26 protein-coding genes, 2 pseudogenes and 1 riboswitch are annotated in these 25706 nt (G+C 35.1%); of the genes and pseudogenes, 6 read left to right on the top strand and 22 right to left on the bottom strand.

Going from position 1 to position 25706, the window contains the following annotated elements; translation table 11 throughout:
* Nucleotides 1-137: transposase (locus tag NY607_RS18305; RefSeq protein WP_259420056.1), on the top strand; the 137-nt coding region annotated here is incomplete at its 5' end.
* A gap of 349 nt (nucleotides 138-486) precedes the next feature.
* On the opposite strand, the gene NY607_RS18310 is transcribed toward NY607_RS18305, so the two are convergent.
* From NY607_RS18310 to NY607_RS18325, 4 genes are all read right to left on the bottom strand, one after another.
* A complete protein-coding gene (locus NY607_RS18310; protein ID WP_036125950.1) occupies nucleotides 487-1566 on the bottom strand; it encodes a Ger(x)C family spore germination protein in 1080 nt (359 codons plus the stop codon).
* Nucleotides 1541-2683, bottom strand: a complete 1143-nt coding sequence (locus tag NY607_RS18315) for a GerAB/ArcD/ProY family transporter (protein ID WP_042737462.1) — start codon at nucleotides 2681-2683, stop codon at nucleotides 1541-1543. The genes NY607_RS18310 and NY607_RS18315 overlap by 26 nt, the downstream gene beginning before the upstream one ends.
* Before the next feature lie 4 nt (nucleotides 2684-2687).
* The gene (locus NY607_RS18320) at nucleotides 2688-4169 is read right to left on the bottom strand and encodes a spore germination protein (protein ID WP_082011613.1); all 1482 of its coding nucleotides are present in this window, start codon (nucleotides 4167-4169) and stop codon (nucleotides 2688-2690) included.
* 808 nt (nucleotides 4170-4977) lie between these two features.
* The gene (locus NY607_RS18325) at nucleotides 4978-5340 is read right to left on the bottom strand and encodes a winged helix-turn-helix transcriptional regulator (protein WP_024361768.1); all 363 of its coding nucleotides are present in this window, start codon (nucleotides 5338-5340) and stop codon (nucleotides 4978-4980) included.
* Between the two features lie 127 nt (nucleotides 5341-5467).
* Between NY607_RS18325 and NY607_RS18330 the strand changes: the two genes are divergently transcribed.
* The 3 genes and pseudogenes from NY607_RS18330 to gshAB all read left to right on the top strand — a co-directional run bounded on the left by NY607_RS18330 (nucleotide 5468) and on the right by gshAB (nucleotide 9810).
* Complete coding sequence (locus NY607_RS18330; RefSeq protein ID WP_024361769.1) at nucleotides 5468-6583, top strand: S-(hydroxymethyl)glutathione dehydrogenase/class III alcohol dehydrogenase; 1116 nt, start codon at nucleotides 5468-5470, stop codon at nucleotides 6581-6583.
* A gap of 4 nt (nucleotides 6584-6587) precedes the next feature.
* Nucleotides 6588-7421 (top strand): S-formylglutathione hydrolase, encoded by an 834-nt coding sequence (fghA, locus tag NY607_RS18335; protein WP_036127947.1) that lies wholly within the window; start codon nucleotides 6588-6590, stop codon nucleotides 7419-7421.
* 130 nt (nucleotides 7422-7551) lie between these two features.
* A pseudogene (gshAB, locus tag NY607_RS18340) lies at nucleotides 7552-9810 on the top strand (bifunctional glutamate--cysteine ligase GshA/glutathione synthetase GshB).
* A 1055-nt stretch (nucleotides 9811-10865) separates the two neighbouring features.
* Here the strand turns inward: gshAB and NY607_RS18345 are convergent.
* From NY607_RS18345 to NY607_RS18375, 7 genes are all read right to left on the bottom strand, one after another.
* Nucleotides 10866-12746, bottom strand: coding sequence for an alpha/beta fold hydrolase (locus NY607_RS18345; protein ID WP_259420111.1), 1881 nt, complete (start codon nucleotides 12744-12746; stop codon nucleotides 10866-10868).
* Between the two features lie 57 nt (nucleotides 12747-12803).
* A complete protein-coding gene (locus tag NY607_RS18350) occupies nucleotides 12804-13370 on the bottom strand; it encodes a TetR/AcrR family transcriptional regulator (RefSeq protein ID WP_054550174.1) in 567 nt (188 codons plus the stop codon).
* A gap of 99 nt (nucleotides 13371-13469) precedes the next feature.
* Entirely contained in the window at nucleotides 13470-13592 is a 123-nt protein-coding gene (locus NY607_RS18355; protein ID WP_256451370.1) for a hypothetical protein, read from the bottom strand.
* A gap of 91 nt (nucleotides 13593-13683) precedes the next feature.
* Nucleotides 13684-14628, bottom strand: a complete 945-nt coding sequence (locus tag NY607_RS18360; protein WP_259420112.1) for a serine hydrolase domain-containing protein — start codon at nucleotides 14626-14628, stop codon at nucleotides 13684-13686.
* A gap of 193 nt (nucleotides 14629-14821) precedes the next feature.
* Nucleotides 14822-15583, bottom strand: coding sequence for a glycosyltransferase (locus NY607_RS18365; RefSeq protein ID WP_237900884.1), 762 nt, complete (start codon nucleotides 15581-15583; stop codon nucleotides 14822-14824).
* Nucleotides 15584-15597: 14 nt separating this feature from the next.
* A complete protein-coding gene (locus NY607_RS18370) occupies nucleotides 15598-16152 on the bottom strand; it encodes a GNAT family N-acetyltransferase (RefSeq protein WP_259420113.1) in 555 nt (184 codons plus the stop codon).
* A gap of 47 nt (nucleotides 16153-16199) precedes the next feature.
* Nucleotides 16200-16694: a DinB family protein gene (locus tag NY607_RS18375; protein WP_259420114.1), complete on the bottom strand. Its 495-nt coding sequence runs from the start codon at nucleotides 16692-16694 to the stop codon at nucleotides 16200-16202.
* 191 nt (nucleotides 16695-16885) lie between these two features.
* Here NY607_RS18375 and NY607_RS18380 point away from each other — a divergent pair, with 191 nt between their 5' ends.
* Nucleotides 16886-17272: a hypothetical protein gene (locus NY607_RS18380; protein WP_259420115.1), complete on the top strand. Its 387-nt coding sequence runs from the start codon at nucleotides 16886-16888 to the stop codon at nucleotides 17270-17272.
* A 110-nt stretch (nucleotides 17273-17382) separates the two neighbouring features.
* On the opposite strand, the gene NY607_RS18385 is transcribed toward NY607_RS18380, so the two are convergent.
* Both NY607_RS18385 and NY607_RS24380 read right to left on the bottom strand, forming a co-directional pair.
* Nucleotides 17383-17979 carry a hypothetical protein gene (locus tag NY607_RS18385; RefSeq protein WP_259420116.1) on the bottom strand — a complete coding sequence of 199 codons (597 nt, stop codon included), beginning with the start codon at nucleotides 17977-17979 and terminating at the stop codon, nucleotides 17383-17385.
* A gap of 106 nt (nucleotides 17980-18085) precedes the next feature.
* Nucleotides 18086-18160, bottom strand: a pseudogene (locus NY607_RS24380) (cupin domain-containing protein); the annotation flags it as partial.
* 127 nt (nucleotides 18161-18287) lie between these two features.
* On the opposite strand from NY607_RS24380, the gene NY607_RS18390 reads away from it, so the two are divergent.
* Nucleotides 18288-18779, top strand: coding sequence for a PaaI family thioesterase (locus NY607_RS18390; RefSeq protein ID WP_259420117.1), 492 nt, complete (start codon nucleotides 18288-18290; stop codon nucleotides 18777-18779).
* 82 nt (nucleotides 18780-18861) lie between these two features.
* Here NY607_RS18390 and NY607_RS18395 read toward each other — a convergent pair whose 3' ends face one another.
* The 9 genes from NY607_RS18395 to NY607_RS18435 all read right to left on the bottom strand — a co-directional run bounded on the left by NY607_RS18395 (nucleotide 18862) and on the right by NY607_RS18435 (nucleotide 25628).
* Complete coding sequence (locus NY607_RS18395) at nucleotides 18862-19710, bottom strand: copper amine oxidase N-terminal domain-containing protein (protein ID WP_259420118.1); 849 nt, start codon at nucleotides 19708-19710, stop codon at nucleotides 18862-18864.
* A gap of 145 nt (nucleotides 19711-19855) precedes the next feature.
* Nucleotides 19856-20293 (bottom strand): dUTP diphosphatase, encoded by a 438-nt coding sequence (gene dut, locus NY607_RS18400; protein WP_048392753.1) that lies wholly within the window; start codon nucleotides 20291-20293, stop codon nucleotides 19856-19858.
* Between the two features lie 12 nt (nucleotides 20294-20305).
* Nucleotides 20306-21274 carry a class 1b ribonucleoside-diphosphate reductase subunit beta gene (gene nrdF / locus NY607_RS18405; protein WP_004229921.1) on the bottom strand — a complete coding sequence of 323 codons (969 nt, stop codon included), beginning with the start codon at nucleotides 21272-21274 and terminating at the stop codon, nucleotides 20306-20308.
* On the bottom strand, nucleotides 21262-23355 hold the full coding sequence (gene nrdE / locus NY607_RS18410) for a class 1b ribonucleoside-diphosphate reductase subunit alpha (RefSeq protein WP_259420119.1): 2094 nt from the start codon (nucleotides 23353-23355) through the stop codon (nucleotides 21262-21264). Before nrdE ends, nrdF begins: the two co-directional genes overlap by 13 nt.
* Entirely contained in the window at nucleotides 23352-23711 is a 360-nt protein-coding gene (nrdI, locus tag NY607_RS18415) for a class Ib ribonucleoside-diphosphate reductase assembly flavoprotein NrdI (protein WP_048392755.1), read from the bottom strand. Before nrdI ends, nrdE begins: the two co-directional genes overlap by 4 nt.
* Nucleotides 23708-23932, bottom strand: a complete 225-nt coding sequence (locus NY607_RS18420) for a glutaredoxin family protein (protein WP_004229925.1) — start codon at nucleotides 23930-23932, stop codon at nucleotides 23708-23710. Before NY607_RS18420 ends, nrdI begins: the two co-directional genes overlap by 4 nt.
* Before the next feature lie 118 nt (nucleotides 23933-24050).
* A riboswitch (cobalamin riboswitch) is annotated at nucleotides 24051-24228 on the bottom strand.
* Nucleotides 24229-24572: 344 nt separating this feature from the next.
* Complete coding sequence (locus NY607_RS18425; protein ID WP_259420120.1) at nucleotides 24573-24854, bottom strand: hypothetical protein; 282 nt, start codon at nucleotides 24852-24854, stop codon at nucleotides 24573-24575.
* 9 nt (nucleotides 24855-24863) lie between these two features.
* Nucleotides 24864-25250: an SHOCT-like domain-containing protein gene (locus NY607_RS18430; RefSeq protein WP_016991732.1), complete on the bottom strand. Its 387-nt coding sequence runs from the start codon at nucleotides 25248-25250 to the stop codon at nucleotides 24864-24866.
* Nucleotides 25251-25262: 12 nt separating this feature from the next.
* Nucleotides 25263-25628, bottom strand: coding sequence for a DUF2089 domain-containing protein (locus NY607_RS18435; protein ID WP_004229931.1), 366 nt, complete (start codon nucleotides 25626-25628; stop codon nucleotides 25263-25265).
* Nucleotides 25629-25706: the final 78 nt, after the last annotated feature.

Raw genomic sequence — 25706 nt, forward strand, 5'->3', positions numbered from 1 at the left:
TTGCCGATGCAAAAGAAAAGCATGGTATGCGATGGACAACCTTAAGAGGTCTGAAAAAATTGTCCATGCAGGCGATGCTTACTTTTGCTGCCATGAATTTAAAGAAACTGGCTACTTGGACGTGGCAAGTAGCTTAAGAGAGCAACTATGCTCGAAGCGTATGTTGTATTTGGTAATGTATGACCAAATATCAAGACGACATAGGAAGAAAAATGATAAAAGCCCTTGAGAGTGAACTTCTCGAGGGCTTTTGTCTACAGTCTGAAACCACTCAGTAGAGTGGTTTATTTTTTATATTAAGAACAAAATAAGCATTTAATAACAATAGGGTTAAAATTATTGGTTTTTATTTTTAAGATAAATACTTCCAAATTACAAATAATTTAAAGGGAATAAAAATGAAAGAGCTGTTAGATACAGTTGTTATTGGAGGAGGGCAGGCTGGAAGTGAGCGCGTTTTTTTATTTTATAATTACCGTTTGTGTTCTAATCTGTCAAAGGCACAATATTTAACTGATAATCAATCTTAATATCCATCTTCTTGAATATTTCAATCCATTCTTTTTCATCCATTGGTTTTGAAAAAGGTTTTAATGTATGAATACCTAGCTGTAATGGATCTACCTTTAATTCTTGCATCTTTTTTATTAGCTCTTGTGTTTGTTTTTCAAGTTTGAATTGGATTTCTTTTTTCAAATCTTCTAATTCCTTTGGTTCAAAAATTTGCTTTTCTCCCCGGTATTCTTCAATTCTCGAGTCTAAATTCACTGTATAGGTCATTGTAGACAAGCTATTATTGATCTCTACTTTCGTATTAGACCTAACATGACCTAGAACAACTTCTAAATCTGGGATTGGCAGAACTGATAAGTAGTAATCATCTTTTAACAGTTGGAAGATGCGATCATCAAAAGTTGTTATTATTTCAACTAGTTTATCATTTTGAAACAGGGCTGTACCTTCATAACTGATAGCGTCATTTTCTATTTTAAATACAGGTAAGAAAGGATCTGAATAAGGCGTATATAATAAATTTTTAAATTCATGTAAATTAACAACGCTAATTTCGCCCTGATTCTTTTCCTCATAATGCTTCAGCATTCGGTAAAAAGAGTAATCAAGATTGTCTTGTTTATCCAATTGATTTTCCAAGTAACCTTCAAAATTTCCTTTTACAACAACTAAATAAATTCTTAAAGAAATATCAGGATCATTTAATAACACATTAATAATGGACATAATTCCTTCTTTACCAATGTCTTCATTAATAATCAGCATTCTCATTTGCCCAGATTTCATTTCCTGGTAAAAGTTTGAGTTAAAGACCATTAATCCTTCTTTTATTAAGCTTACTTCTCGCGTCATCACACTCTTTTTTTCTTTGCTTAGAGGAGGCAATATCGTACTAATTTTTATTTTACCTTCATCCCCTTTACGAAGTGATAAAAATGTGACTGGAGCAAGCTCTTCAATAATGTTATTTTCAGTAAATGGGGCACATCCAGTTAACCATACTGCAATAAATAAAATTGAGAATTTTTTAGCAATCTTCTTTCGTAGTATCATGTTTATGAACTCCCTTTATCTTCATAGCTACGATAATAATAATTGGAACCGCAAAATAACTTAAGCTTCCTGCAATAATTTGAAGATTAAGTAAAACAACTTGTTTTTCATCTGACTTCCAAATCCATTCATTCACAAGTAACATTCCAATAAAAATTATAAATACACTGAAAAAAAAGCCTATACGACTGGAAGGTTTATACACTTTCTCGTTAACTACTTTAGATGCTCCATAAAAAAACAGAAGAAAAATTGATCCCGCAAAGACGATGTTAAATAATTCTAAGGCAAGCATGACCATATCAATACGTTCAATTACTGGATTTTGAAAGTAACGGGCCATAGTGACAATTGGAAATGGGGTTTTGCTTAAATAATTGGAACCGAAATAGAATAAGGATGCCATATAAAAGGTTACATACTCTATAACGGTTAGCGCATTTCCATAAGACAAATAACGAAATGTCCTATTATTTGCTTTAAACCATGGTCCTAAAAAAACCAGAAATTCAGGCCCTGAAAAAGAAGATAATATTAATAATATTCCTTTCCAGGAATCCCTTGTTAATTCCATTGGAATAATAGGGTACAAATCACTGAGATGAGCTATTGGAGGAAAGAAGAAAAATACAAAGAATAAGAACATCCAAAATGTACAAAAAAAAGAAATTATGACAAAACGTATCGTTTTTCCAACACCCTTCCAAGCTACATACAAACAAGTCAACAGTATAAAAAAGATAAGCCAATTGGAATCTGTAGCTGGAAACATAAATATTTGTACTATTTCGGTGAAGCCTAACATAATAACGAAAAGTTTAAGCAGGATAAAGAACAGACCGACCAAAGAAAGAAAACGTACAAGTTCTTTTCCGAATAATTGGACAAATCCGTTATAACCGTCGCTAGAAAACCGGGTTAAAAACCATCTGGATAAAAGAAGAATGTTTAGTTGGGACAATAAGCCGACCAATATAATAACCCAAACCATATATGGATGGATTAAATACCTCGGCATAATTAAGAAAAAGTAAAGTAATTGGAGGCGATTAACCATCAACATGATATAGAACCCGTTATAGGTTTCATTCTTATTAAATAATTGAAGGGCTTCCATCAGTTCATCTCCTAGCTTGATATCTTTTCTTCTTCAGTGGTTTAAGATGTTCCGGCCGTTCCTTCATTTTAACTAAAGGCCCTCTAATGAATAAATCAAGCCAATCTTTTCCGTAGAAAGGAGCTACAGGAGATAAATATGGCTGCCTTAGTGAAGATAATCCATTAAGGTGAGCTAAAATGATAATCATCGCAAGAACAATCCCTATAATCCCTAGAAACGAAGAACACACAAGAAGAATGAATTGAATTAATGAATTTGCCTTTGTCACAAGGTAATTAGGAACAAGAAAGGATGCGATAGTTGAAATCCCTACCATGACAATTAACACTTTACTAGCCAAACCAGCCTCAACTGCGGCTTGACCAATTACAATCCCCCCAATAACCCCAAGTGTTTGACCAGTCTTTGTTGGCATCCTTAAACTTGCTTCTTTTATAATTTCAATAAAAATCAACATTATAAATGCTTCCCAAAAAGGAGTGAATGGAAGCTTGCTCCTTGATTCCACCAAGACGAAAAGCGTTTGTAAAGGAATCATTTGATAGTGATGAGTTGTTAGTGCCACGTAGAAGGGAATTAATGTGATAGAAAGAATAAAACTTACATATCTTATGATGCGCAAAAAACTCGCAACGACCCATCGATTAATATAATCCTCTGGTGATTGGAACAAATGAAACATAGTAATTGGGGCAACCAGCGCAAAAGGTGTATTGTCTACCAGGATCGAAATTTTTCCTATTCCCAGAGAATAAGCAACAACATCAGGTCGGTCAGTCTGCTGAAACTGAGGAAAAATACTGTCTGGATTTTCCTCAATAAATGCAGCTACTTGAGATGATTCAAAGAAGAGATCATAATTAATTTCCAAAATTTTCTTTTTAGCAATTGAAACAAATTCTGGATTGGTCAGTCCTTCTATGTACAATAAGACAACATTTGTCTCACTTAAAGAACCGACGGTGAACTTCTCTGTTTTCAGTTCATGTGTTGGAATGCGTTTCCGAATAAGCGTAATATTTTGTTCAAGCTGTTCACTGAAGCTGTCTTTTGCTCCTAATAGGATGGTTTCGGTATCCGATGGCTCAATTGCACGTCCAAGGGGATTTTTTAATGGGATAGCGAACCAAAGGTTTAACGAAGTGTCAAATAACACAACAGATCCTGTAAACAGCTGCGTTTTTGCTTCATTTAAAGTAGAAATGGAGTTTATTGTTGAATGAACAAAGCATTCTTGAATGGACTGTTTGGAACAATTAGATAAAGGTTTTACAATGCTTTCATTTAATCTTTCTTGGTCAATTAAGGTTCTTATGTAGATAAGAACAACGTGTTGATTTTCAGAAATGTTAAGCTCGACAAATTCAGCATCATCCATTTGAACGAGGGCTTTTTTTAGAGACTCTATTGATATTTTTAATTCTACGTTTGATTGAGAAATAGGCTTATTTTCATTTGATTGTATTTTCCGAAACATGTACATTCCTCATCTCTATAAAAAAATGCATCTTTGAAAGTACGGTAAAATTCCATATTAATTCGATTTTTAGCTCTTTGAATGTTAAGTATTTATACAACATAACCACCTAAGACATCAAAGGTGTTCCATACAACAAGCCTTACGCTCCATCCATTCTTCTAACAATTGGGGAGTACAAGAGCATTAATGAGCTTTTAAATAATTTCACTCGAATATAACTAGCTAATAGGGAGTCGCTGACGTCAAATTGTAACGCTTCTATTTGCCACTATCATAACGATTTGTATGATTCAACATTTAGCTTTACCAGATACGGATGGATTTACACACCAGCAAGCTCCATTATTAAATATCTTACTTTTTTTCCGCTATTATTTTTGCTGACTAATGGCACTATGAATATTGCTAGTGATAAAGAATCAGGCTGGCTTGGGTAATAACGAAAATATTTATAGATGAGTCAATAGTTCTTAACCCACGAAGTATATTGTAATATGTGTAGTCTTAGCAGGAGTTATCCTGTGTTTTTTATTATCGTCTAAGGGCTAAGTAAATGGATTTTCTTTAAAAAAGACCTTGGACAAAAAAGCATTTTTTATAGGGGAATACCATCGTATTAAGCAACATACTTTAGGTAATCGAAAAAAACATTTTATGTAAATATTAATTGAGAAGAATTATTTATATATTTTATAGTGCTAAATGCAAATTTTCATCACCAAAAATAATTGTTTGGGAACATTCAAAAAGCCACGAAACGCCTTCATATCAGCGTTTCGTGGCTTTCATTTTAAAATCGTTTGTGAGCTCGTTATTCAACTGAAGTTTTATCAGCATTTTCTTTCAAAAATTCTCTGAAATTATCTCCCCAATCACAAATGGAATTTACAACAGGTTCTAAGCGTAAACCAATTTCACTTAGTTGATACTCTACTCTAGGAGGCACAACAGGGTATACATCTCTAACAATGATTTGATCTTCTTCTAATTCCCTTAATTGTCTAATTAACATACGTTGATTGACATCGGGAAGGTATCGCTGTATTTCACTTAACCTTAAAGGAGACTGTTGGAGTAAACACCATATAATAGCTATTTTCCAACGTCCGCCTATAACGGATAAAGCCAAATCTTTGCCAGTGAAAAAAGTTTTTTCTTTATAATGGATTTCCATATATTGTTACCCCTTTACTATTAATGTTTCATTTATAGTGACAAAAAAGTCAGTATTGTATAGTTTATCATAAAGTGTAATCATGGGAAAAGTAATTATTAGTAAGGAAAAGAAAGAAGGTATTCATTTGAAGAGTAGAGCTGCTGTGGCATTTAAACCAGGTGAGCCACTAGAAATTGTAGAAATAGATGTTGAAGAACCAAAGGCAAAAGAGGTATTAGTAAAAATTCTATATACTTCTGTCTGCCATACAGATGCATTTACCTTATCAGGTGATGATCCAGAAGGCGTATTTCCTGCTGTACTAGGTCATGAAGGTGCTGGGATAGTCATTGCTGTAGGTGATGAAGTTACTTTAGTAAAACCTGGGGACCATGTTATTCCACTATACACGGCTGAATGTGGAGAATGTAAATTCTGTCGTTCTGGTAAAACAAACCTATGTAGTGCAGTACGAGAAACTCAGGGTAAAGGTTTAATGCCTGACGGAACAACTCGTTTCTCATATAATGGTGAACCTATTTATCACTACATGGGAACAAGCACATTCAGTGAATATACAGTCGTGCCTGAAATCTCTTTAGCGAAAATTAACAAAGAAGCGCCGCTTGATAAAGTTGGTCTATTTGGATGCGGTGTTACTACAGGGATTGGCGCTGTACACAACACAGCAAAAGTGCAAGAAGGAGCTGTGACAGCCGTATTTGGTTTAGGAGCCATTGGATTAGCTGCTATTCAAGGTTTGGTTCAAGCAAAAGCAAGCCGAATTATTGCTATTGACTTAAAGGAGGATAAATATGAATTAGCTAAAAAAATGGGTGCAACTGATTTTCTAAATCCATCTAAATTTGATAAACCAATTCAAGAAGTCATTGTTGAAATGACGGATGGAGGAGTAGATTATAGCTTCGAGTGTATTGGAAATGTTGAAGTAATGAGGTCTGCTCTGGAATGTTGTCATAAAGGTTGGGGTGAAAGTACGATTATCGGTGTAGCAGGCGCAGGTAAAGAGATTCATACTCGTCCATTTCAACTAGTAACAGGTCGAGTATGGCGTGGTTCTGCCTTTGGAGGTGTGAAAGGCAGAACGCAGCTTCCAGGAATGGTTGATGATTATATGAATGGTGAAATCGATATCGATTCGTTTATCACACACCACTTAAACTTTACAGACATCAATGAAGCATTTGATTTACTTCATAAGGGGGAGTCCATTCGTACGATGTTAACATATGGAGAGTGAGAAAGTGAGTCTTAAACTTATTGAAAAACATCGCTCTTTCGGCGGTGAGCAATATAAATACCGTCATTATTCACAAAGTTTAAAATGTGATATGACATTTAGTATCTACTTACCAGCAAATAAAGAAGAAAAAAAAATCCCCCTAATTTGGTGGCTATCTGGCTTAACTTGTACAGATGATAATTTTAGTCAAAAAAGTGGATTTCAAAGATTAGCTGAAAAATATCAAGTGGCAGTAATTATTCCGGATACTTCACCACGTGGGGATAATGTTGCTAATAATGAGGGATGGGATCTTGGACAAGGGGCAGGTTTTTATTTAAATGCGACACAAGATCCTTGGGCAAAGCACTATAACATGTATACGTATATAGTAGATGAATTAACTGCCATTGCGACATCTTTAATACCTCATTATTCAGGTGAACAAAGTATAATGGGTCACTCCATGGGGGGACATGGCGCATTAGTGATTGGTATGAAAAATGCTACCATATTCAAAGCGATTTCTGCCTTTTCGCCTATTTCAAATCCTAGTGAAGTCCAATGGGGAATAAATGCGTTCTCAACTTATTTAGGTGAAGATAAAGCTTCCTGGAAAGAATGGGATGCGTCAGAACTGGTCAAAGAAGCTGGTATGCCGCCTATTCTCATTACGCAAGGAATGCAAGATGAGTTTTATCCAAAACAATTAGACGAAACAAATTTTTTAAAGAATGCAAGGGAAAATAATCAGGTAGTACATTACAAGAAAGCTGAAGGTTATGATCATAGTTATTTCTTTATTGCAACTTTTTTAGAGGAGCATTTCGCTTTCCATATGGAGTACTTAAGATAATTTCTTTTATATCCACATTTTAGCAGAATGTGGATATTCTCGATCATTTCCTTTTGTCGTGCATTGCAGGTAACTAAATAATATATAAGAAACAGCTGAAGGGGTGAGCAAATTGGGGGCTATTTTTAAAATGGATTATAAAAAAATGTTAGTTAATGACCATGTGAAACCATACTTATTAAAAGCTCATTATGGGATTGAAAAAGAAAGTAAACGAGTAGATTTATCCGGAAATTTAGCTAAAACGGATCATCCTAAAAGTATTTCTCAACAAGATGACCATCCGTATATTCAGCGGGATTTTTCAGAATTACAGATGGAATTAATTACACCTGTTACTGATACATTGAACGAACTTTTTGATTATTTAGCAGCAATCCATGATGTTGCTTATCGTTCTATGGGTGAGAATGAAATGCTTTGGCCATTAAGCATGCCGCCACAGTTACCAGAGAAAGACGAAGATATTGTAATGGCGAAATTGAAAAGTGCTGAAAATGTTCGATATCGACAATCATTATCGAATTCTTATGGCCGTCGTAAACAAATGCTTTGCGGTGTTCATTTTAACTTCGAGTTTGGCGATGAGTTAATTCAAGCATTATTTAACGCACAATCGGAGATTAAAGAGTATCAGCATTTTAAAACAGAGATTTATCTAAAAGCTACAAGAAACTATTTGCACTATCGATGGTTAGTTACTTATTTTTATGGAGCTTCTCCTAGAAGTGAAAAGAATTTCTTTGAAGAAAATTTATTGAATGAGGTAGTAAGAAGCATTAGAAGCAGTAAATATGGTTATACGAATTCGAAAGATGTTCAAGTGTCATATAGTAGTATACAGAATTATGTATCAGACCTTTCTTCAATGGTTAAAAGAGGGCTTCTATCAACAGAAAGAGAATTTTATTCACCTGTCCGTTTAAGAGGAGGACATCATGTTTCAGAACTAGAGGATAACGGTATTAAATATATTGAATTGCGAAATATAGATTTAAATCCTTTTGAAACATACGGCATTAGCTATGAACAAGCAGAATTTCTCCATCTTTTCTTAATTTATTTACTATGGAAAGATGAAGGGGAAAATAGTGATGAGTGGGTAAAAATAGGCGAATGTTACAATAATATAGTGGCTCTTGAGCATCCATTAGAGCATACACAATTTGAAAAAGAAGCAAAAAAAATGATTGATGAGATGAAACATTTAGCAACAATTTTAAATTTGACTATTTCAGATACGTTATTTGTTCATCTGAAAGAAATGCTAATGGATCCAAGTAAGACTTTAGCTGGAAGACTTTTTGAAGAAAGTGAAAAATGCAGTCAACGTCAATTGGCTACGTCGATTGCTAAAGAAAATTATAAAAAATCATGGGATAAGCCATATCAATTAGCAGGATTTACTGACATGGAGTTGTCTACTCAGATTTTAATGTTTGATGCGATCCAACAAGGAATCCAAGTAGAAATCTTGGATCGACAAGACCAATTTCTGAAGCTGAAATTAAAAGAACATGTTTAATATGTAAAAAATGGTAATATAACAAGTAAAGATAATTATGTATCCACTTTAATTATGGAAAATAAAACAGTAACAAAGAAAATTCTTCAACAACATGGATTTCGTGTGCCGAAAGGGAAGGAATTTCAGACAATTGAACAGGCTCTACGTAGCTATGATCTCTTTTCCTCCAAACCTTTTGTTGTGAAGCCGAAAACAACAAACTATGGATTAGGAATATCAATCTTCAAAGAAGGCTCAAATTATGAAGATTATCAAAAAGCCATTATATTAGCATTTAAAGAAGACTCTTCCATATTAGTAGAAGAATTTCTAAAAGGAACAGAATATCGATTTTTTGTATTAAATGATCGAGTAAAAGCTGTTTTACTAAGAGTTCCTGCGAATGTTAAAGGTGACGGTAAACATACAATCGAAGAGTTAGTCATGCAAAAGAATCGTAACCCGTTAAGAGGAAGAGACCATCGGACACCTTTAGAAATTATCCAGTTAGGTGAATTAGAGAATCTTATGCTTAAAGCTCAAGGATATCAAGTCAATTCGATTCCTAAAATGGATGAAATCATCTTTCTGCGTGAAAATTCCAATATTAGTACAGGTGGAGACTCGATTAATGTGACGGATCTAATTCCTGATGATTATAAAAAAATAGCAGTGGATGCAGTAGCTTCATTGGGAGCTAAAATTTGTGGTATTGATTTGATTATTGAAAATGGTAATAAAAATGCTTATGGAATTATTGAAGCCAACTTTAATCCATCTATGTATATGCACATCTATCCATATAAAGGAGAGACTCGACGTTTAACTATGCATATCATACATTATTTATTTCCTGAACTATTGCTTAGTCAGTCAAATTAGGGGCACCACTAGCGAAATGCGGATTTCCGACGTTAAACTGTTGAGTAACAAGTGATAATAAAGTAATTTGATGTTCCAATCTCAAATATTTTAACCACGTCCTGAGTAAGGACGTGGTTTTAAATGCTGTGTATATAATGCTATACTATGCAAATGTTAAACGATTGAACGATTATGTGATAATTAACTTCGTTTTTCCTTATAGTTTACGGGTCGCAGATAAGACACTTTGTTTATTTGTAAACGGTTATGATAGATTAAAATTAGTAAAGAAAGAATAAACCAATATAAAAGGGTTTCATATTGCGCTGTGTGAGAGCAATCGAGTTGACCAAAGGTACGTGAGACTGAATGTCACTGCGTTTTACATCACTCTGATTTAGTGGTAAATACTTAAAATACAGTATGTACAGGGAAAAGTAAGAATGTCCGGACATTCTTGTCCTTTTTATTTTTTTAAAAAATGAACTGTCTGGACTTTCTTGTCCTTTTTAGCTTTTGAAATTGTGAGTTTGTCTGTAGTTTCTTGTCCAAAAAGTAGGGAATTATCTTACGTCTGGACTTTCTTGTCCAAAATGTCTGTAGTTTCTTGTCCGTATACAAGTGTGTAAACTTTGTGTCCAGATTTTTATAATTTTCCATTAAATTGTGAATGTGCGTACTTTGTGTCCCGAAATGAGACATCTTTGTGTCCTTGTACATATGGGTAGTTGATGAATCAAGGCCCTCCTCCACGCAAAATAATTTTAGTTTACATAATATAAATTATAGGAAGTTATATTTCATTGAAAAGTATACTAATAATAGTGAGACAAAATGAATGTAAAAGGTCACATAGGTTTTGGACACCAAAATTTACCTTTTCAACTTGATTTATTGTATGATTAACTACTTATAAAATAAACAACATGGAAGTTCAGTATAATTTCTTCTGAAGAACAAGATTAAATAACCAGTCGTCAAATAAATTTCGACAACTGGTTAGGTGTATCCTTTTTCGACTGTAATATATCAGTAGTTTTCACTGCTACCTGTAGAAAGGACAAATAGTAGTTTTACCGAAGCAAGATATTAGCTTCTTTTGCAAATTCATTACTGTTTTTTATGACCAAATTAGCCGTTTCACTCGGATGGCTAAGAGGAAAATGATGTCCATATGGAACAAAATCAACCTTACCCAGATGTGAAGGAGCACAATAGCCTCTGTCAGCATCCCCCCAAATAATGTGAAGATTATACGTTGTTACTTCATTGAAATCACCTTGAACGTTTTTCGATAGTAAAGTGTTAAGCTGAACGGTAGTATTTAAAATTCTAGGAGAAGTAAAACTTTTACTTAGTTTTTCAATATAATGTTCAGGGATGCTCTCTGTATTTTCAAATAAACCATTACTTAATAAGTATCGCTCTATCAAATGAGTAGTTGCCAATTTCAATGTCCATTTGTTCATAAATTGAGGAACATTTATCGATGTAGCATTTTTTTTAGTAATAGGTGGCTGAAGTAAAGTAATTGTATACTTCTTATCTATGTACTTTTGTACTAATGCTTCCAAAAGAATATACGCACCAAATGAATGGCCAATTAGATGGGCGCCGTTAGTAGCTTTCTCCAATAACTTTTTTACTACATTCAAATAGATATTTAAAAGATTTTTCTCTCGTTTAAAAGGAGAACGTCCCAAACCTGGAAGATCCAAGATCCATACAGGTTGACCCGTTTTTTCATGAAGCTCTAGCGCTAAAGGAAATAAATCCTCCCCATCACTCAATAAACCATGTAATAAAATAAACGGTTTTCCCTCTCCGTGTAATTGGTAAAGGGTATTGTTATCGCATAATGTTCGCTCAAATAAATGATGATGCTCCCCATTTTGATACATCAATCGATAATCCAGATCAGCTACTACGGCAGGGAAAAAGTTCATGACACTCATCCTCTTAAACCAATCTCCCCCCCTCATGGTTTTCACCGAACCATTTGAAAATGTTCGTTTTGTGATAAAATTCAGTCCATCAGAAGGAATGTTTGTTATTTTACTTACTCCACTTTTCATTATTGTTTTCATAAGCGGCATTGGAACAGAGATTTTTGGTGCTCTCATATTCATACTTTCCGACATAACACCTAATAATTCAGCAATGTTCGGATCGTTCTCTTTGTCATCAACAAGTGTATATGTTTGAATAGACGGCTGCTCCAATCTGAAAACCTGCACAATAAACTTCGCAAACTCATCGTTTGAAATCAGTGGCAACCTATATCCCTTATCTCCAGGAATCACTGGCATGAGCCCTCTTCGCATACTTGTCACAAGCAAACCTAATCCTGCTATCTGCTCTGTACTCCCTGTTTTACTACTACCAACCACAGTTGGCGGATTAATGACAGACAGCGGATAACCTACTGCTGATGCCTGTTGACGGATATAAAGATCTGCTAAAAATTTTGTTTTCTCATATGGATTTTTTATTTTTAAAAATTTGTTTCCTTCTTTAAATACATCTATCGTAACCTTGCTATTATTATCATCAAAGGGACTCATGTAACCTACAACATGAATAAATTGCTGTAAGCCCTTCAATTGATGAATACTTTTAGCGAATTCACTAATATGTTTGGCGCCATTCAAAAATACAGAAGTTGCCTCTTTGTTTGTCGCTTGAATATCCATGGAGCCTCCTGCGTGAATAATCACATCCGTTTTCAATACCAATTCCTTATCTTCAGCACTTAGACCTAAGTCTATTTTCGTTAAATCACCTTCAATAAAGTGCATATTTTCCTCTTTTAAGATGCCTCTTTCCTGAAAAATCTGTGTTGCTTTACTTTTCGACCTCACTAAAAGAAGAATGTTCACATCCTCTTTGACTAATTCCTTCACTAATTGCTTTCCAATAAAACCTGTTCCACCCGTTAAAAATACTGTTCTCATAAAAATCCTCCTAGTAGTACTGTTTAGTACTAATTTGATGTAAAAAAAATGCTTCTTTTACCGAAGCAAGTTAAACAAATGATCTGCTGTTTTCATGATTACAGTTGCATCCTCTAGTGTCTCTGAAATAAATAGCGCTCCTTCAAGATTTGTAATAAAAAGAGATGCAACCTCGTCAATATTTATTGTCTTTCTAAATTCACCATTCTCTACCCCTTGTTTAAGGAATAGAGAAACTTTCGTTTGTAAGCCTTTAAAAAAAAGACCTATTTTTTCTTTTACTTTTGTGGCATTTGTAGGACTTTGAATATAAAGCGTAATAAATGGACAGCTCCCCTTATATTCTCTCGTCTGAACTCCTTGTGTTATTTGCTTTAAAAACAGTTTGATACGATCTTCAACTAATAAATGATTTTGAGATAGTAAGTCATCTATTGCAGATTGATACATTTCAATCCAATAATCAACGACCCCTTCCAACAATTCTTCCTTATTAGAGAAGTGATAATACACATTAGACTTTGAAACTTTGCTTACACGAACTAATTCATCCATGCTTGTATAAGCAAACCCTTTTTCTAAAAATAATGTTGCAGCTACTTCAATTACACGTTTTTGATTCATTAATTTTACCTTTGTCATAATTAGTACTATACAGTACTACAATGGGTGTTGCAAGTATTTTTGTGAGTTTAAAAAAATTTTGATCAATAAAGCGAAACTTTAATTGATTTTAAAAATGTCATTTTGAACAAAGCTGAACGGATCCCCAAAACTGTTTTGGATGGCTTGTAATTTTTCACATGCTTTTATGCCCATTAAGGATGATTGATAAAATTGATTCATTAATACCCTTCATTCAATATAAAAACTCCATTTTGATTGAAGAGGATCAAAATGGAGTGTATTTACCATAATTTTTTATTATCCCTAGCTGTTATTCAAACAATGGCATCATATGTTTTCTAATCAATTCAACACGATCCTTGGCACGTGGCATAAAGCGCGAAGCAATCGAAATGACCATCTTCTTTTGAGGATTTATGAATATTACATTTCCACCATCCCCCAAAGCTGCATAGCAATCATCAAGTATCCACCACAAATAACCATAGGTCAGCTTTCCTGATCGACTTTGTACTTTAGTGCTGTCCTCTATCCATTGAGAAGAAAGGATTTGGCGACCGTTCCATACACCCCCATTTAAATAGAGCTGACCTATTTTGGCCATATCCCGGGTTGTTAACGTAAGTCCCCAACCAGCGGTATTTACTTCCTTAGGATCTACTATCCAGCCAGTGACATATTTATCCTTCAGAAAAGCGAAATAGTCTTCTTTATTTTGTATAGTTGTATTTGTGGGAGCTTTGATTGCAAGAGGTTTAAACAAGTTTTCTGTAGCGAAATCAAGAACAGATTGACCAGTGGCAGTTGTAAGAACACCTGATAAAATATGTGTGCCAACGGTAGAATAGTTAAACACCCCAATACTACCTTTGCCCCCTAGCAAATCCAATGCAGCTTTTACCCAGTCATCACTTGAATATACTTTCGTATAAGGTTCTGACTTGTATTTATAGGGTGCAGTCATTGACAACAAATTTGTTATGGTGATGTTTTGAATGGTTTTTTCGCCACGTTTCACTGTATAATTTGGAAAAAAATCTAACACATGCTGTTCTATATTTTTCATATATCCTTTATCAATTGCTATTCCAATAAGAATGGAGATGATACTTTTAGTGACAGATGCTATATGCAAAGCATCATCTTGGGTGTACCCATCAAAATATTTTTCGTAAATTAAATGATTATCTTTTCTAATAGCGATGCCTGCTATATTGGCATACTCTTTTTCTATTAAATCTTCAAAGTTATTCATCATTCTGATTGTTAGGGTTTGACACATTGACGTCAGCTATATCAATCCCCATCCTTTCGCTAAAATGAATCATCAATATTGGTGTAATAAAGAATAATTTATTATAAAAAATTATTCAATTCTTTTCTTTTTTCCAGCTAGTGTGATAACAAAAAAACGTTAATCCTTGTTCGATTAACGTTACGGTTTCTTTTTATCTATCTTCATTTTCATAATATGCTTCATTCGCATGTTTCTGATCTGTACCTTTAAGGTATGCTAGGATCATTTTAGGACGTTTAAGTAAAACCCAGTCTCCATGCTTATCAAATTTTCTGCTGGAAGTGATCATTCCATTTTGAATTGTTCCGTATTTTTTTTCGTTCTTTTTTCCCCAATCTTTTAATCGTTTAGCAAAATCGGCATCTTCTGCCATGAGCATATTTTCATTAAATCCATTAATTGCTTGAAAATCTTTTTTGTAGCACCAAAAGATGCCTACAGAAATTGCACCATATTTTAAAAATAGTGGTCCGATTAATAACAAAGCCGAAACAAAAATTCCTAAGGACATTCTTTCAAACTTTCCTGTAACGCCCCCGCCAATGTACTTACCTGTGCTTAAGTTCTCCACTGCCTTCGATAACACATGTTCGTTCATCTGTGTATCGGCATCAATTGTGACGATGATTTCCCCTCTTGCTATATCAACGCCAGCGTTCCTAATCTTCGAAAGGTTCTTATCGCTATTTTTTAGTAAGATACAATTATACGATTTTGCAATTTCCTCTGTTCTATCTGTACAGCGATTTAAAACAACAATAATCTCTACTTGATTTTGAAAGGATTTGGAAGCCTTTAAAATAGATTCTAAGCATTTTCCAATGTATTTTTCTTCATTATGGGCTGGTATGACAATCGAAATTTTTATATCCTCTTTCTTTTGCACTTCTAAAGAGTTCTCCATGTCGTACATACAGCTCCTCCCTTTTATATGTCATCTGCATTTATAAAATAAACCAGCTGATCAGTCCACTTGTTGTCCTCGTATATGAATCCTTTCCTTGTGCATTCATAAAGCATCCCAACATTTTCTGCTAATTTTATAGATGCCGTATTGTCGAGGTTTATATGAGCTTCTATTCGATGATAATTTAATTTTTCAAATGCTAGATCAATCGCTGCCTTTACAGCCTCTTTACCATAACCTTTTCTCCAAAAATGATTATGAATGGTATACCCGATCCTAGCCCATTGAAATTCTTCCCTCATAATGGTTGAAAAGTCTACAAAACCAATATGCATATTATCTGTTTTTCTAAACACGCCAAATACATACACCTTATCATCCTCAGCCATCTGATGATGCTTAGTAACTAAATCACCAAACCATTCTTTCGTACAGATGCTCATATCTAATTTACCTTCATCGTATTTATGCTGAGAAGGTAAACGATTTTCATATTGCGTTAGCCAAGAAGAGTAATCTTCCTCTTCCATTAATCGAATAATTAATCGTTCTGTTTTCGTCATTATCTTAGTCAATCGAACACCTCATACCTTTCTAAATAGCGATTCATGGAAGTAGTTTACTAGGCTTCTTCGTCTGCAGAGGGGCCGTAGATGCCTGGTACTGGAATATCGAGAAGTCGCAAGTATACCCCAAGCTGTGCCCGATGATGGATCATGTGGCTTAATCCGAAGTTGCGGAACGCAATGGCTCGGGGCTCCTGGCGAATAATATGATCACCGTGACGTAGCGTCCATTCCTCTCCGAGCGTTTTCTCATCACATTCAGTAAGCATCATTTCCACTTTTTTTACGTTTGCATCGAACTCATCCAGAATGTCAGCTCGCTTTTCTAATGCCTCTCGGCGCAACGGAACGGTGGAAAGATCAAAGTCTGAGTACTGTAAAATAGCCATTTGCCAGTTTAGCAGATTGATTAGGTGCGTGGCCAGACCTCCTAATGTCATTGATTTCTCATGTGGCCTCCATGTCATATGCTCGTCGGGCAAGCGTTCCAGCATGCGACGAGTAGAAGCCAATTCCTGTGTTGTATCCCCAACAATCAATTGTTTAACCATAAAATCCCTCTCCTCCCTTTTAATCAGCATACTATAAATTCCATTCAAGGGGAAAGCTCTCAGAAAAGTTTTTATGCTACGGTTAAACCTTTTTAGACTGTTAGAATTTGTAAATATTTTGAGGGTTTTGCAGTTTGAAGAAATATTCAGAAGGGAATATACTAGATTGAACAAAAAGGGGTGAAGATAAGGTGAAAATAAAAACAATTTTGTTGTTAATGCTTTGTTCTTTAGCGTTAGTTGCTTGCAACGATCAGAAAGAAGCATCAAAGGTGATAGAAATTCAAGAATTAATTAATTTCGATGAAGTGCAACCTGATACTTTACAACAAATCTCCGATGCGAAAGATATTAAAATTATAGAAAAAACATTTAAAAAAGCTAGAGAATTCGGTGAGGTCGATAACGACATTGCTCCGCAGTACAAAATTAAACTAAACGATGATGAATACTATCTATGGATTGATAATACAATCACTGGGACAATAGCAAACGTAAACAGTAGAAATATGTTTTACAATATCCTAGCTACCGATGAATTTAAAGAGGCCATTAATTATCGAGAGCAAAATAAATGATTTTTAAATAATAGTAGCAACAATCTGTAGTAATATAGATTGTTGCTATTTTTTTAGGGTATGTTCCATATTATCTAGCTTCATGTTGCTGGGAATGTTCTCTCACTTTTTCAACGGACATAGAGCCCCTCCGTATTAGCAACCTTTTCTAATAACTCAAGATTATGTTGGCTGTAAATTAAAAAGGCTAAGCCATTCCCACTAAATACAATATTCTCCTCAGGTAAAATAAAATGTAAATGGAGATGGTCCGAAACAGCTAATTTTATTAGTGAAATTAACATTGTGTATTCATCAATGTTTAATAAAATGCCTTCTGTAAGATCTTTAGGTATAATTTTATTCCACTCATTCTCGTAGACTTTATAATACAATTGATCCTTATATAAAGGTTCTGGTAAATAATAAAATGCATAAAATTGAGATGATTTTAACCACATCAATTCAAAAAAACTCTCAAATTTTTCTAGGCTTTTCTGGTATGAATGATAATCCTGCGTTTTTTGTTGGAAATCGACCATCTCTAATTTATCGAAGAATACTTCTACTTGACTATATTTTTCATTACTTTTTATCTGATAAGGGTAAATATCAAGTATTTTAGCACTTCCATAATCATACAATTGCTCTAGTAATTCTTCTAATTTTTTACTGTCTTTATTAGTTGCTTCCTTGCAAATACAATCGATTATATTTTCTAATGACATACCTTTTGACTCCTTTAATTCCTTCTTCAGCACGGTAAAAGAAAAATGTAACGATCCTAGTATACCATCTTTCCTTTGTTGCACCATGCCAGCGTTTTACAAGCTATGCAGCTTTTCCTTCTTCCTGATACCAGCCCTCCCCATCTGTCATTAATAAAACTTGTCCAACTTTATGGTAGTGCTTTTTTACATAGTTTAAATAGACGGAATATTTAGATTTTTATTGATGGAATGGAAATGATTAATTATACTTAAATGATTAACGTTCGATTAGAAACAAATAATACTAGAGTATTGGGGAGAGAAGAATGGAAGAATTAAAAGTAGAAAAAGCAATTCAAGATATTTATCCAGATGATATCGCTTGGTGTTATGGGTGTGGCCGTTTGAATGATGATGGTCATCATCTTCGCACGGGGTGGCATGGTGATAAGACGATTACAATCTATACACCTGAATCAAAATATATGGGTATTCCAGGATTTATCTATGGTGGTTTAATTGCTTCATTAATTGATTGCCATGGAACAGGGTCAGCAGCGCTTGCCTTGCATCGTAAAAATGGACATGAAATTGGTGATGGAGCGGAGCCACCTCGATTTGTAACGGCTAACCTTAATGTAGATTTCCTCAAGCCAACACCCCAAGATGTTCCCTTAAAGGCAATTGGCACTGTTGAAGAAATTCATCCGAAGAAATGGAAAGTAGAAACTGAAGTTTACGCGCAGGATTCGCTTTGTGCTCGTGGAACAGTAGTCCTTGTAGTCATGCCTAGTACTTTTCTAAATAAAAATGATTAGCATTTTTTATCCTCACTAAAATAAGAAGAGCACATCTTATTTATAGATGTGCTCTTCTATTGCGTTTTTAATGGATTCATAATCAAGGAACTGTATTACTAATAACTGTCACAAAGCCATTTCTCGTAGCAGTTTCCATTAACGAATAAATAGAGTCACTGGCAGTTTTGTTAAACTCATACCATTGGTCAACAGCTGCGTCATAAATCAACACGTCTGGCTGTCCAGTCAAAGGTTTATCTGAAGATTGCACCAACGAATAGAGATCATAACGTGCTATGCTACTACCTTCCTTGTTCAGGAAATCATATTGGCCCATTTTATAATAGCCCCCAATTACGGTGCTATGGACAGACCATGTGTAGTCGTTAGGCTGTTTTATCTTCTTGCCCATATTTTTAGTAAATATACGGTGCATTTCTTCCATATAGGCATTGCCATTGATTTGCTCGACTACTCCCCCCATTGTCATGTGGTATTCATGAAGTAATGCTTTCACTTCCACACCCTTAATCATCAATGGCTCTGTATCGATTGTGATCGTTAAATGATTGTATTGAACTTTACAGCCAAAGGTTTCTGCTAGAAAACGTAATGGTACAATGGTGCGTCCATTCTTTAAGTAGGGCTTTGCATCCAATAATACCGTTTTTCCATTTACTGTGGCTTTACTACTGTTTAACTTTAAACTGACTTTCATCTCACTTTGGGTCAGTATCACTTGCCCATCCGACCAATGCACCTTAGCCCCTAAATTTTCACTAATCACGCGTAAAGGTACCATTGTTCGATTGTTTTTTATTTCGGGCTTCACAACCGTTTGTACTGTCATACCGTCCACTTTTAGTTGACTACTAGCTGCTGTAGCAGTTGTGATAGATGTAACAAAGACAATCAACATAAGGAAAATACCTGAACATATTTTTTTCATGATTATTAACTCCTTTAATTCGCTATCATGACTTCATTCCATATGAACCCTATTATTTCCTTCTGCTATGAGCAACGGTAACAAAAAAATCCTGCATTTTCGCAGAATTTTTAAGTAAACTTTATGAGGTTTATATTTAGGTACACTATTTCGTACCACTTGCACCAAATCCAGATTCTCCACGGACCGTTTGAGATAATTCATCTACTTCCACTAATTGAATAGAAGGAACAAATTGTATAACCATTTGAGCAATGCGCATTGATTTTTCTACGATAAACGGTTCTTGACCATGGTTGATTAAAATAACACCGATTTCGCCTCTATAGCCTTCATCTATAGTGCCTGGGCTATTCAGTACGGTTACACTATGCTTTAATGCTAGTCCACTTCTTGGTCGAATTTGGGCTTCCGTTCCCTTAGGTAACTCAATCTGAATACCTGTCTTAATGAGTTTGGCTACGCCTGCTGGGATTTCTACTGCTTCTATGGAATAGAGGTCCATGCCTGCATCACCAGGGTTGGCTTGTATCGGTAGCATGGCATCAGCGTGAACTTTTTTAATTTTTACTTCTAGATTCATTGTTCTTCATCCTTAACGATTAAAATTGAATGTGTCATCTGTGATTGGCGCAACTTTTGCCTTGGCATAGGTAGCACCCTTTTGTGAAAAGAAATCATATGTGGAGCCTTCATTACGAATACCATTCATCACAATTGGATTGACTTCCTCTTCTGGGAACATGGCTTCAAAGCCGACATTCATTAAAGCTTTATTAGCATTATAGCGTACATACGCTCGCACTTCAGGTGATAATCCTGTTTCCGCATAAATATCATCTGTATACTTCATTTCATTTTGATATAAATCTAATAATAGCTCATAGCCCCATAAATGTAGCTCTTCTTGCTTTTCCTTTGAAAATTGCTTGAATAAATTTTGAGCAAAAAATCCAACTGCTACCCCATGGATAGATTCATCGCGCAAGATGAGTGAAATAATCTCGGCACTGTTTCGTAGGAAGCCTTGTCCTCCTAAGTATAGTGGATAGAAAAAGCCAGAATAAAACAGGAAAGATTCAAGCATAACGGATGAAAACATCGCTTTCCATAAGCTCTCTGGATTGCCTTCTTCAATACTATTATAAATGTCTGCTATTTTATTGGCCTTATACTGTAGAAATTCATTTTTCTTGACCCATTCAAATAGCTCGTCGATTTCTTCGTTTGTACAAAGCGTTGTGAAAATATAAGAATAGGACTTGGCATGTATCGCCTCGAATGCATCAAAAACGGTTAGGACAGCCTTTTCCTGTAAATCGTCTGTATAAGCAGCAACACGATTCATCCCGATATTTGTTTGTACAGTATCCAGTAAGGTTAATCCTGCAAATACTTTTTTATATGTGTCCTGATGCTCAAAGCTTTTCCATTGTTTAATATCTTTGCTGACCGCAATTTCTTCTGGAAACCAAATTTGCTTCCATTGCTGGTCCCAAAAGATTTGGGCAAGCTCACTTGTTGCCTTATTCCAATTGACTGCCTCATAAATTATATTTGACATGCTACACACTCCTCTAAGCTTTGTAATCGTTGACGAACATAGTAAACAGACTTAATGCCCTTTATCCACGCATAAATGTATACTTTAGCCAATTGTTCGGTTGTCCAATTGTCCGTTACATAAAGCGTCATGGAAATACCTTGGTCAACGTGCTTTTGAGAAGCTGCATATAAATCAATTAAATCATACGGATTTACATCATACGCCTCCACATATAAATGACTATTGTCATTTGTTAAATGAGGCATTGGATAAATGGTTCTACTATCGGCGTAATCACGAACCTCTACGCGCTCTGTACATGGTGCGATTGAAGCCGTACAGCTACGAATATATGAAATACTACCAGTTGGGGCAATAGCCAAACGATAGGAATGGAATAGACCGTACTGCATTACATCCTGCTTTAACGTTTCCCACATCTTGTTTGTGATGATTGGAATATTGCCAAGCGCCTTCAACACAGCAGGCGATAGTTCTTCTTCAGTTTTATTGATATATTGGTCAAAATAGCTACCTGATGCATAATCACTGTCCTCAAATCGGTAGAAGGTTGCAGCTTTTTCTTTCGCCATTTCCATCGAAGAGTTCAGAGAATAATAGTTCATCGCTTCCATAAAGTGATCCATGAAATCAATGGAATCTTTTGAGCCGTACAGGATGCCTTCTGTCACGAGATGCCCATGGAGGTTCATACAGCCAAGCCCTACAGAATGCATTAATTGATTGGCTTTTGCAACAGACGGAACATTCTTAATGTGTGTCATTTGCGATACATTCGTTAATAGGTGCATGGCTGTATCGACTAATGCGCCGAAATCATTGACTTTACTTGCTGCATGGATATCGATGGAACCTAAGTTACACGATACATCTAATCCATAGTCATTTGGTTGATCCTGGTCCGTAATGATACTTGTCTCTTGTACTTGTAAGATTTCTGTACATAAATTGGACATTTTGACACGTCCAATATTTTTTAAAGGATGTACCTTATTGACATTATCATCAAAGATTTCAAACGGATAGCCTGATTCAAATTGTGCTTTTTTCACCTCTGTGTAAAGCTTTCGTGCATTTAAACGTTTAATTTTACGAATTTTAGGGTTATCAAGTAGCTCGTAGTACATGTCTGAAATAGAAATTTCAGACATACGTTTGCCATATTCTTTAAAAATATCATATGGGCTAAACAAAACAATATCCTTATCACGTTTCATCAGTTCGAAGAAAATACTAGGTATAATAATCCCTGTTGAAAGGGTAGCGAGGCGAATTTTATCATCAGCATTTGGTTTTTTTGATGAAATGAAATTTTCTACGTCTGCATGGAAAATATTTAGATAGACAACACCTGAGCCATTTCGTTGCCCTAACTGATTCGAATAACTGAAAGAATTTTCTAACAGTTTCGCTACTGGGATGACACCACTTGCACGATTTAATATCTCTTTAATTGGATCACCTAATGGACGTAAATCTGTTAAGTTGACCCCAACTCCACCACCAAGGCGTGATAGCTCTAAACAATAGCCAATATTTTCAGCAATACTATTCATGGAGTCATCCATTGATAATTTAAAGCAGCTGACTAATTCACCACGTGCTTTCTTACCACTATTTAAAGCAGTTGGTGTTGCAGGCTGATAGGCTTCCATCATTGCTTCGACAGAGCGTTCTGCTAAAGCCGTGTTTCCTTGAGCTAAATACAAAGCAATAATGACAATACGATCCTCATACTTTTCTAAGATCTCTTCCCCATCACGACTTTTCATAGCATAGCTATCGTAAAATTTGCTTGCGCTCATAAAGGATGGAAAGCGGAAATTATAATCATAGGCTTTCTTGTACAGCTTCTTAATAAATTCCATTTCGTACATGTCGATAAAGGCTTTCTCATAGTAGCCCTCATCAACTAAATAGCGGATTTTTTCTTCAATATCTATAAAATAACGCAAACGTACGTTAACATACTCTAAAAAGTAGCGGCGCGTAGCTTCACGGTCCTTTTCTAACTCCAGTAATCCAGTTGTACTATAACGATTCAGTACGTCATTATTAAGCTTTAAATAGGTTTTCATCTCATTACCCTCGTTTCATAAAACGTTTGTATTGCTTCGTAATCCGTTTGATTACCTCGTAAATCTAATTTCCTTACTAAGGGTACATGATAGGTAGCAGCGATTTTCTCACCAGCAGCACCAAATACATGATGACCGAAGTTACTATTACCACTGGCAACTACTCCTTTACAAAAATCCCTGTTTTTTTCTAAGAAACGTTGTACCTTTGCTGGAATGTCACCTAAACCATCTGTGTAGGTAATTAAGAGATATGGCTTGTTCAATCGCAATTCTTCCGAGAGCTCGATACATTCTGCCTTTAATTTGGATACAACATTTCGGACATTACCTGTACGACTCGCGTAAACAATCATAGGGCAATCAACTCAATTTGAGAAACAATTTCCTGAACATCTCCTATAAAAGTTTCATTCATCTCTAAAACAGGCACACTTAAAAAACCTGCGTCAATAATCGTTTGCTTTGCTTGTTCATCGTGATCGATGTTAACAATTTCAGCTTCAAGTCCTGCACGTTGTAGTTCAGATTTTACCCATAGGCATTTTGGACAAATTGTTTTCGTATAAAGTTTCATAGAAATCCCTCTTTTCATAAAATAAAAAAGCCTATCTCCTCTAGAGAGATAGGCTAAATGGAAACGTTAACATACCAAAAATACTGACGTTCCCATCTCTTAATCCCCGAAGAAATGATAAATTTGTTTTATAAAGGCAGGTCTCCTGGCTTTGCTTCATTCTCTGATTCCCTTCCCATGCCAATGCACAGTGGTTGTAATCATCGTCAGCTTCACAGTTGCGGGGACAGCGTCGGAATTGTACCGAACTTCCCTTTTAAACTACATGTAGTAGTACCTTTGTAAAACGAACACAATATATAGTTGTTGTTCAATAGTTTTAAGTGTACCATCCTTCAAATGAAAAGTAAATCAAGATTCTAAACTTCTTTATTTTTGGATTATTCAGTATTTTAAATTATGTAGTTCCAAATAGATTACCACTAAGCACTTATACCCAAATCAAAAATCTATTTTTAACGATGTACGTGATTTTCTATTAAAATGGATCTTGAATTCTAATTTGTAGTTTTAAGAAATCTTCTATTTTATGTACCATTGAAAATTAGTTGTCTCTATCGTAAGTCCTGAAATAATGATCATTACATTAATAAAGAGCATGCTTTTATCATAACATGCTCTTACCATTCTATCATTGGGATTATAGTCTAACCTTAACCTCAGTCCCGTCCTGAGCTTTGACATCGACTAGCACAAGTCCTTTATAATTTTGTAGTTCCTTGATAATCGGCTTTAGCATTTCTTTGTCGATGAGCGGAAAGGTAAAGTCTATTTTCTTTTTATCGAAGTATACCTTTGTCCACTTATTGGCTTGTTGCTGAATCCATTTAGAAGTTAAAATGGAGAGGACAATGGTTAGCACAGTATAGGGAACAGGGACGGTAAAGCGAACGTCTTTTGCTTTCACTTTTACATGCATCATTCGTCGCCTCTACTCAATGAAGACTGCAACGGAATCCCCGTTTGCTGATTTTATATCTACAATTTGTCCATCTAGTTCATTTTCAATTGCTTCAAGAAGAAGATTGATGTCGATATCTTTTACGTATTTTTCCGATTGCGGAATACTTGCAGCGATGCTGTGTCCTGCCATCAATACGGCTTTGACAAGTTTAATTGGTAAATTTACCGTGACATTATCATTTTCGGTGGATACAACACGGACCTTTAACGTTTTATCTAAATACTTTGTTTTTTCCACAAATTTATTCTCTGATTCTTCTTTCTGTTGTAGCACTTGAATCAGCTCTGATCCTTTATCCGCATCAATTTTGCCTTCTTGAATCATCGTTAACACTTTTGTAATTTCCTCTTTCATGGTCGTTCCTCCCTATTCGTCTTTTAAGAGCTTTATGGCTTCATCTGTTGTGATTTCGCCATTTTCCAGCATGCTTACAATTTTTTTCTCATCTACTTCATTTTTCTTCTTTTGAGCATAGCCAAGGGATGAAATAATATCATTTAGCTTGCCTCGAACTGTTGGATACGAAACCCCCAGTTCCTTTTCAACCTCTTTAATATTTCCTCGGCAGGTTAAAAATACTTCCACAAAATGAAGCTGATCCTGTGATAAGGATGCTAGCTTCGACAATTCAAACTCATTTTCAATGGTCGTGTGACAATGAGAACACTGTAACTTCGTAATTTTCAATGTTTTACTGCAGACAGGACAATTTGTGATTACTTGATAAGCCATAGTGAACTCCTTCCTTTAAGTTAAGCTGATTATATAACAAAGAAATTAAATATGTAAATAATAAAATTAATAATTTCA

It is taken from the genome of Lysinibacillus sp. A4, from assembly GCF_024919535.1.
Lineage (GTDB): Bacteria > Bacillota > Bacilli > Bacillales_A > Planococcaceae > Lysinibacillus > Lysinibacillus capsici.

What these genes read in the sequence shown, in the direction of transcription:
- NY607_RS18310 (WP_036125950.1), bottom strand. Translation starts at nt 1,566, where the DNA reads ATGATACTACGAAAGAAGATTGCTAAAAAATTCTCAATTTTATTTATT.
- NY607_RS18315 (WP_042737462.1), bottom strand. Translation starts at nt 2,683, where the DNA reads ATGGAAGCCCTTCAATTATTTAATAAGAATGAAACCTATAACGGGTTC.
- NY607_RS18320 (WP_082011613.1), bottom strand. Translation starts at nt 4,169, where the DNA reads ATGTACATGTTTCGGAAAATACAATCAAATGAAAATAAGCCTATTTCT.
- NY607_RS18325 (WP_024361768.1), bottom strand. Translation starts at nt 5,340, where the DNA reads ATGGAAATCCATTATAAAGAAAAAACTTTTTTCACTGGCAAAGATTTG.
- NY607_RS18345 (WP_259420111.1), bottom strand. Translation starts at nt 12,746, where the DNA reads ATGAGAACAGTATTTTTAACGGGTGGAACAGGTTTTATTGGAAAGCAA.
- NY607_RS18350 (WP_054550174.1), bottom strand. Translation starts at nt 13,370, where the DNA reads ATGAATCAAAAACGTGTAATTGAAGTAGCTGCAACATTATTTTTAGAA.
- NY607_RS18355 (WP_256451370.1), bottom strand. Translation starts at nt 13,592, where the DNA reads ATGAATCAATTTTATCAATCATCCTTAATGGGCATAAAAGCATGTGAA.
- NY607_RS18360 (WP_259420112.1), bottom strand. Translation starts at nt 14,628, where the DNA reads ATGAATAACTTTGAAGATTTAATAGAAAAAGAGTATGCCAATATAGCA.
- NY607_RS18365 (WP_237900884.1), bottom strand. Translation starts at nt 15,583, where the DNA reads ATGTACGACATGGAGAACTCTTTAGAAGTGCAAAAGAAAGAGGATATA.
- NY607_RS18375 (WP_259420114.1), bottom strand. Translation starts at nt 16,694, where the DNA reads ATGGTTAAACAATTGATTGTTGGGGATACAACACAGGAATTGGCTTCT.
- NY607_RS18385 (WP_259420116.1), bottom strand. Translation starts at nt 17,979, where the DNA reads ATGTCATTAGAAAATATAATCGATTGTATTTGCAAGGAAGCAACTAAT.
- NY607_RS18390 (WP_259420117.1), top strand. Translation starts at nt 18,288, where the DNA reads ATGGAAGAATTAAAAGTAGAAAAAGCAATTCAAGATATTTATCCAGAT.
- NY607_RS18395 (WP_259420118.1), bottom strand. Translation starts at nt 19,710, where the DNA reads ATGAAAAAAATATGTTCAGGTATTTTCCTTATGTTGATTGTCTTTGTT.
- dut (WP_048392753.1), bottom strand. Translation starts at nt 20,293, where the DNA reads ATGAATCTAGAAGTAAAAATTAAAAAAGTTCACGCTGATGCCATGCTA.
- nrdF (WP_004229921.1), bottom strand. Translation starts at nt 21,274, where the DNA reads ATGTCAAATATAATTTATGAGGCAGTCAATTGGAATAAGGCAACAAGT.
- nrdE (WP_259420119.1), bottom strand. Translation starts at nt 23,355, where the DNA reads ATGAAAACCTATTTAAAGCTTAATAATGACGTACTGAATCGTTATAGT.
- nrdI (WP_048392755.1), bottom strand. Translation starts at nt 23,711, where the DNA reads ATGATTGTTTACGCGAGTCGTACAGGTAATGTCCGAAATGTTGTATCC.
- NY607_RS18420 (WP_004229925.1), bottom strand. Translation starts at nt 23,932, where the DNA reads ATGAAACTTTATACGAAAACAATTTGTCCAAAATGCCTATGGGTAAAA.
- NY607_RS18425 (WP_259420120.1), bottom strand. Translation starts at nt 24,854, where the DNA reads ATGATGCATGTAAAAGTGAAAGCAAAAGACGTTCGCTTTACCGTCCCT.
- NY607_RS18430 (WP_016991732.1), bottom strand. Translation starts at nt 25,250, where the DNA reads ATGAAAGAGGAAATTACAAAAGTGTTAACGATGATTCAAGAAGGCAAA.
- NY607_RS18435 (WP_004229931.1), bottom strand. Translation starts at nt 25,628, where the DNA reads ATGGCTTATCAAGTAATCACAAATTGTCCTGTCTGCAGTAAAACATTG.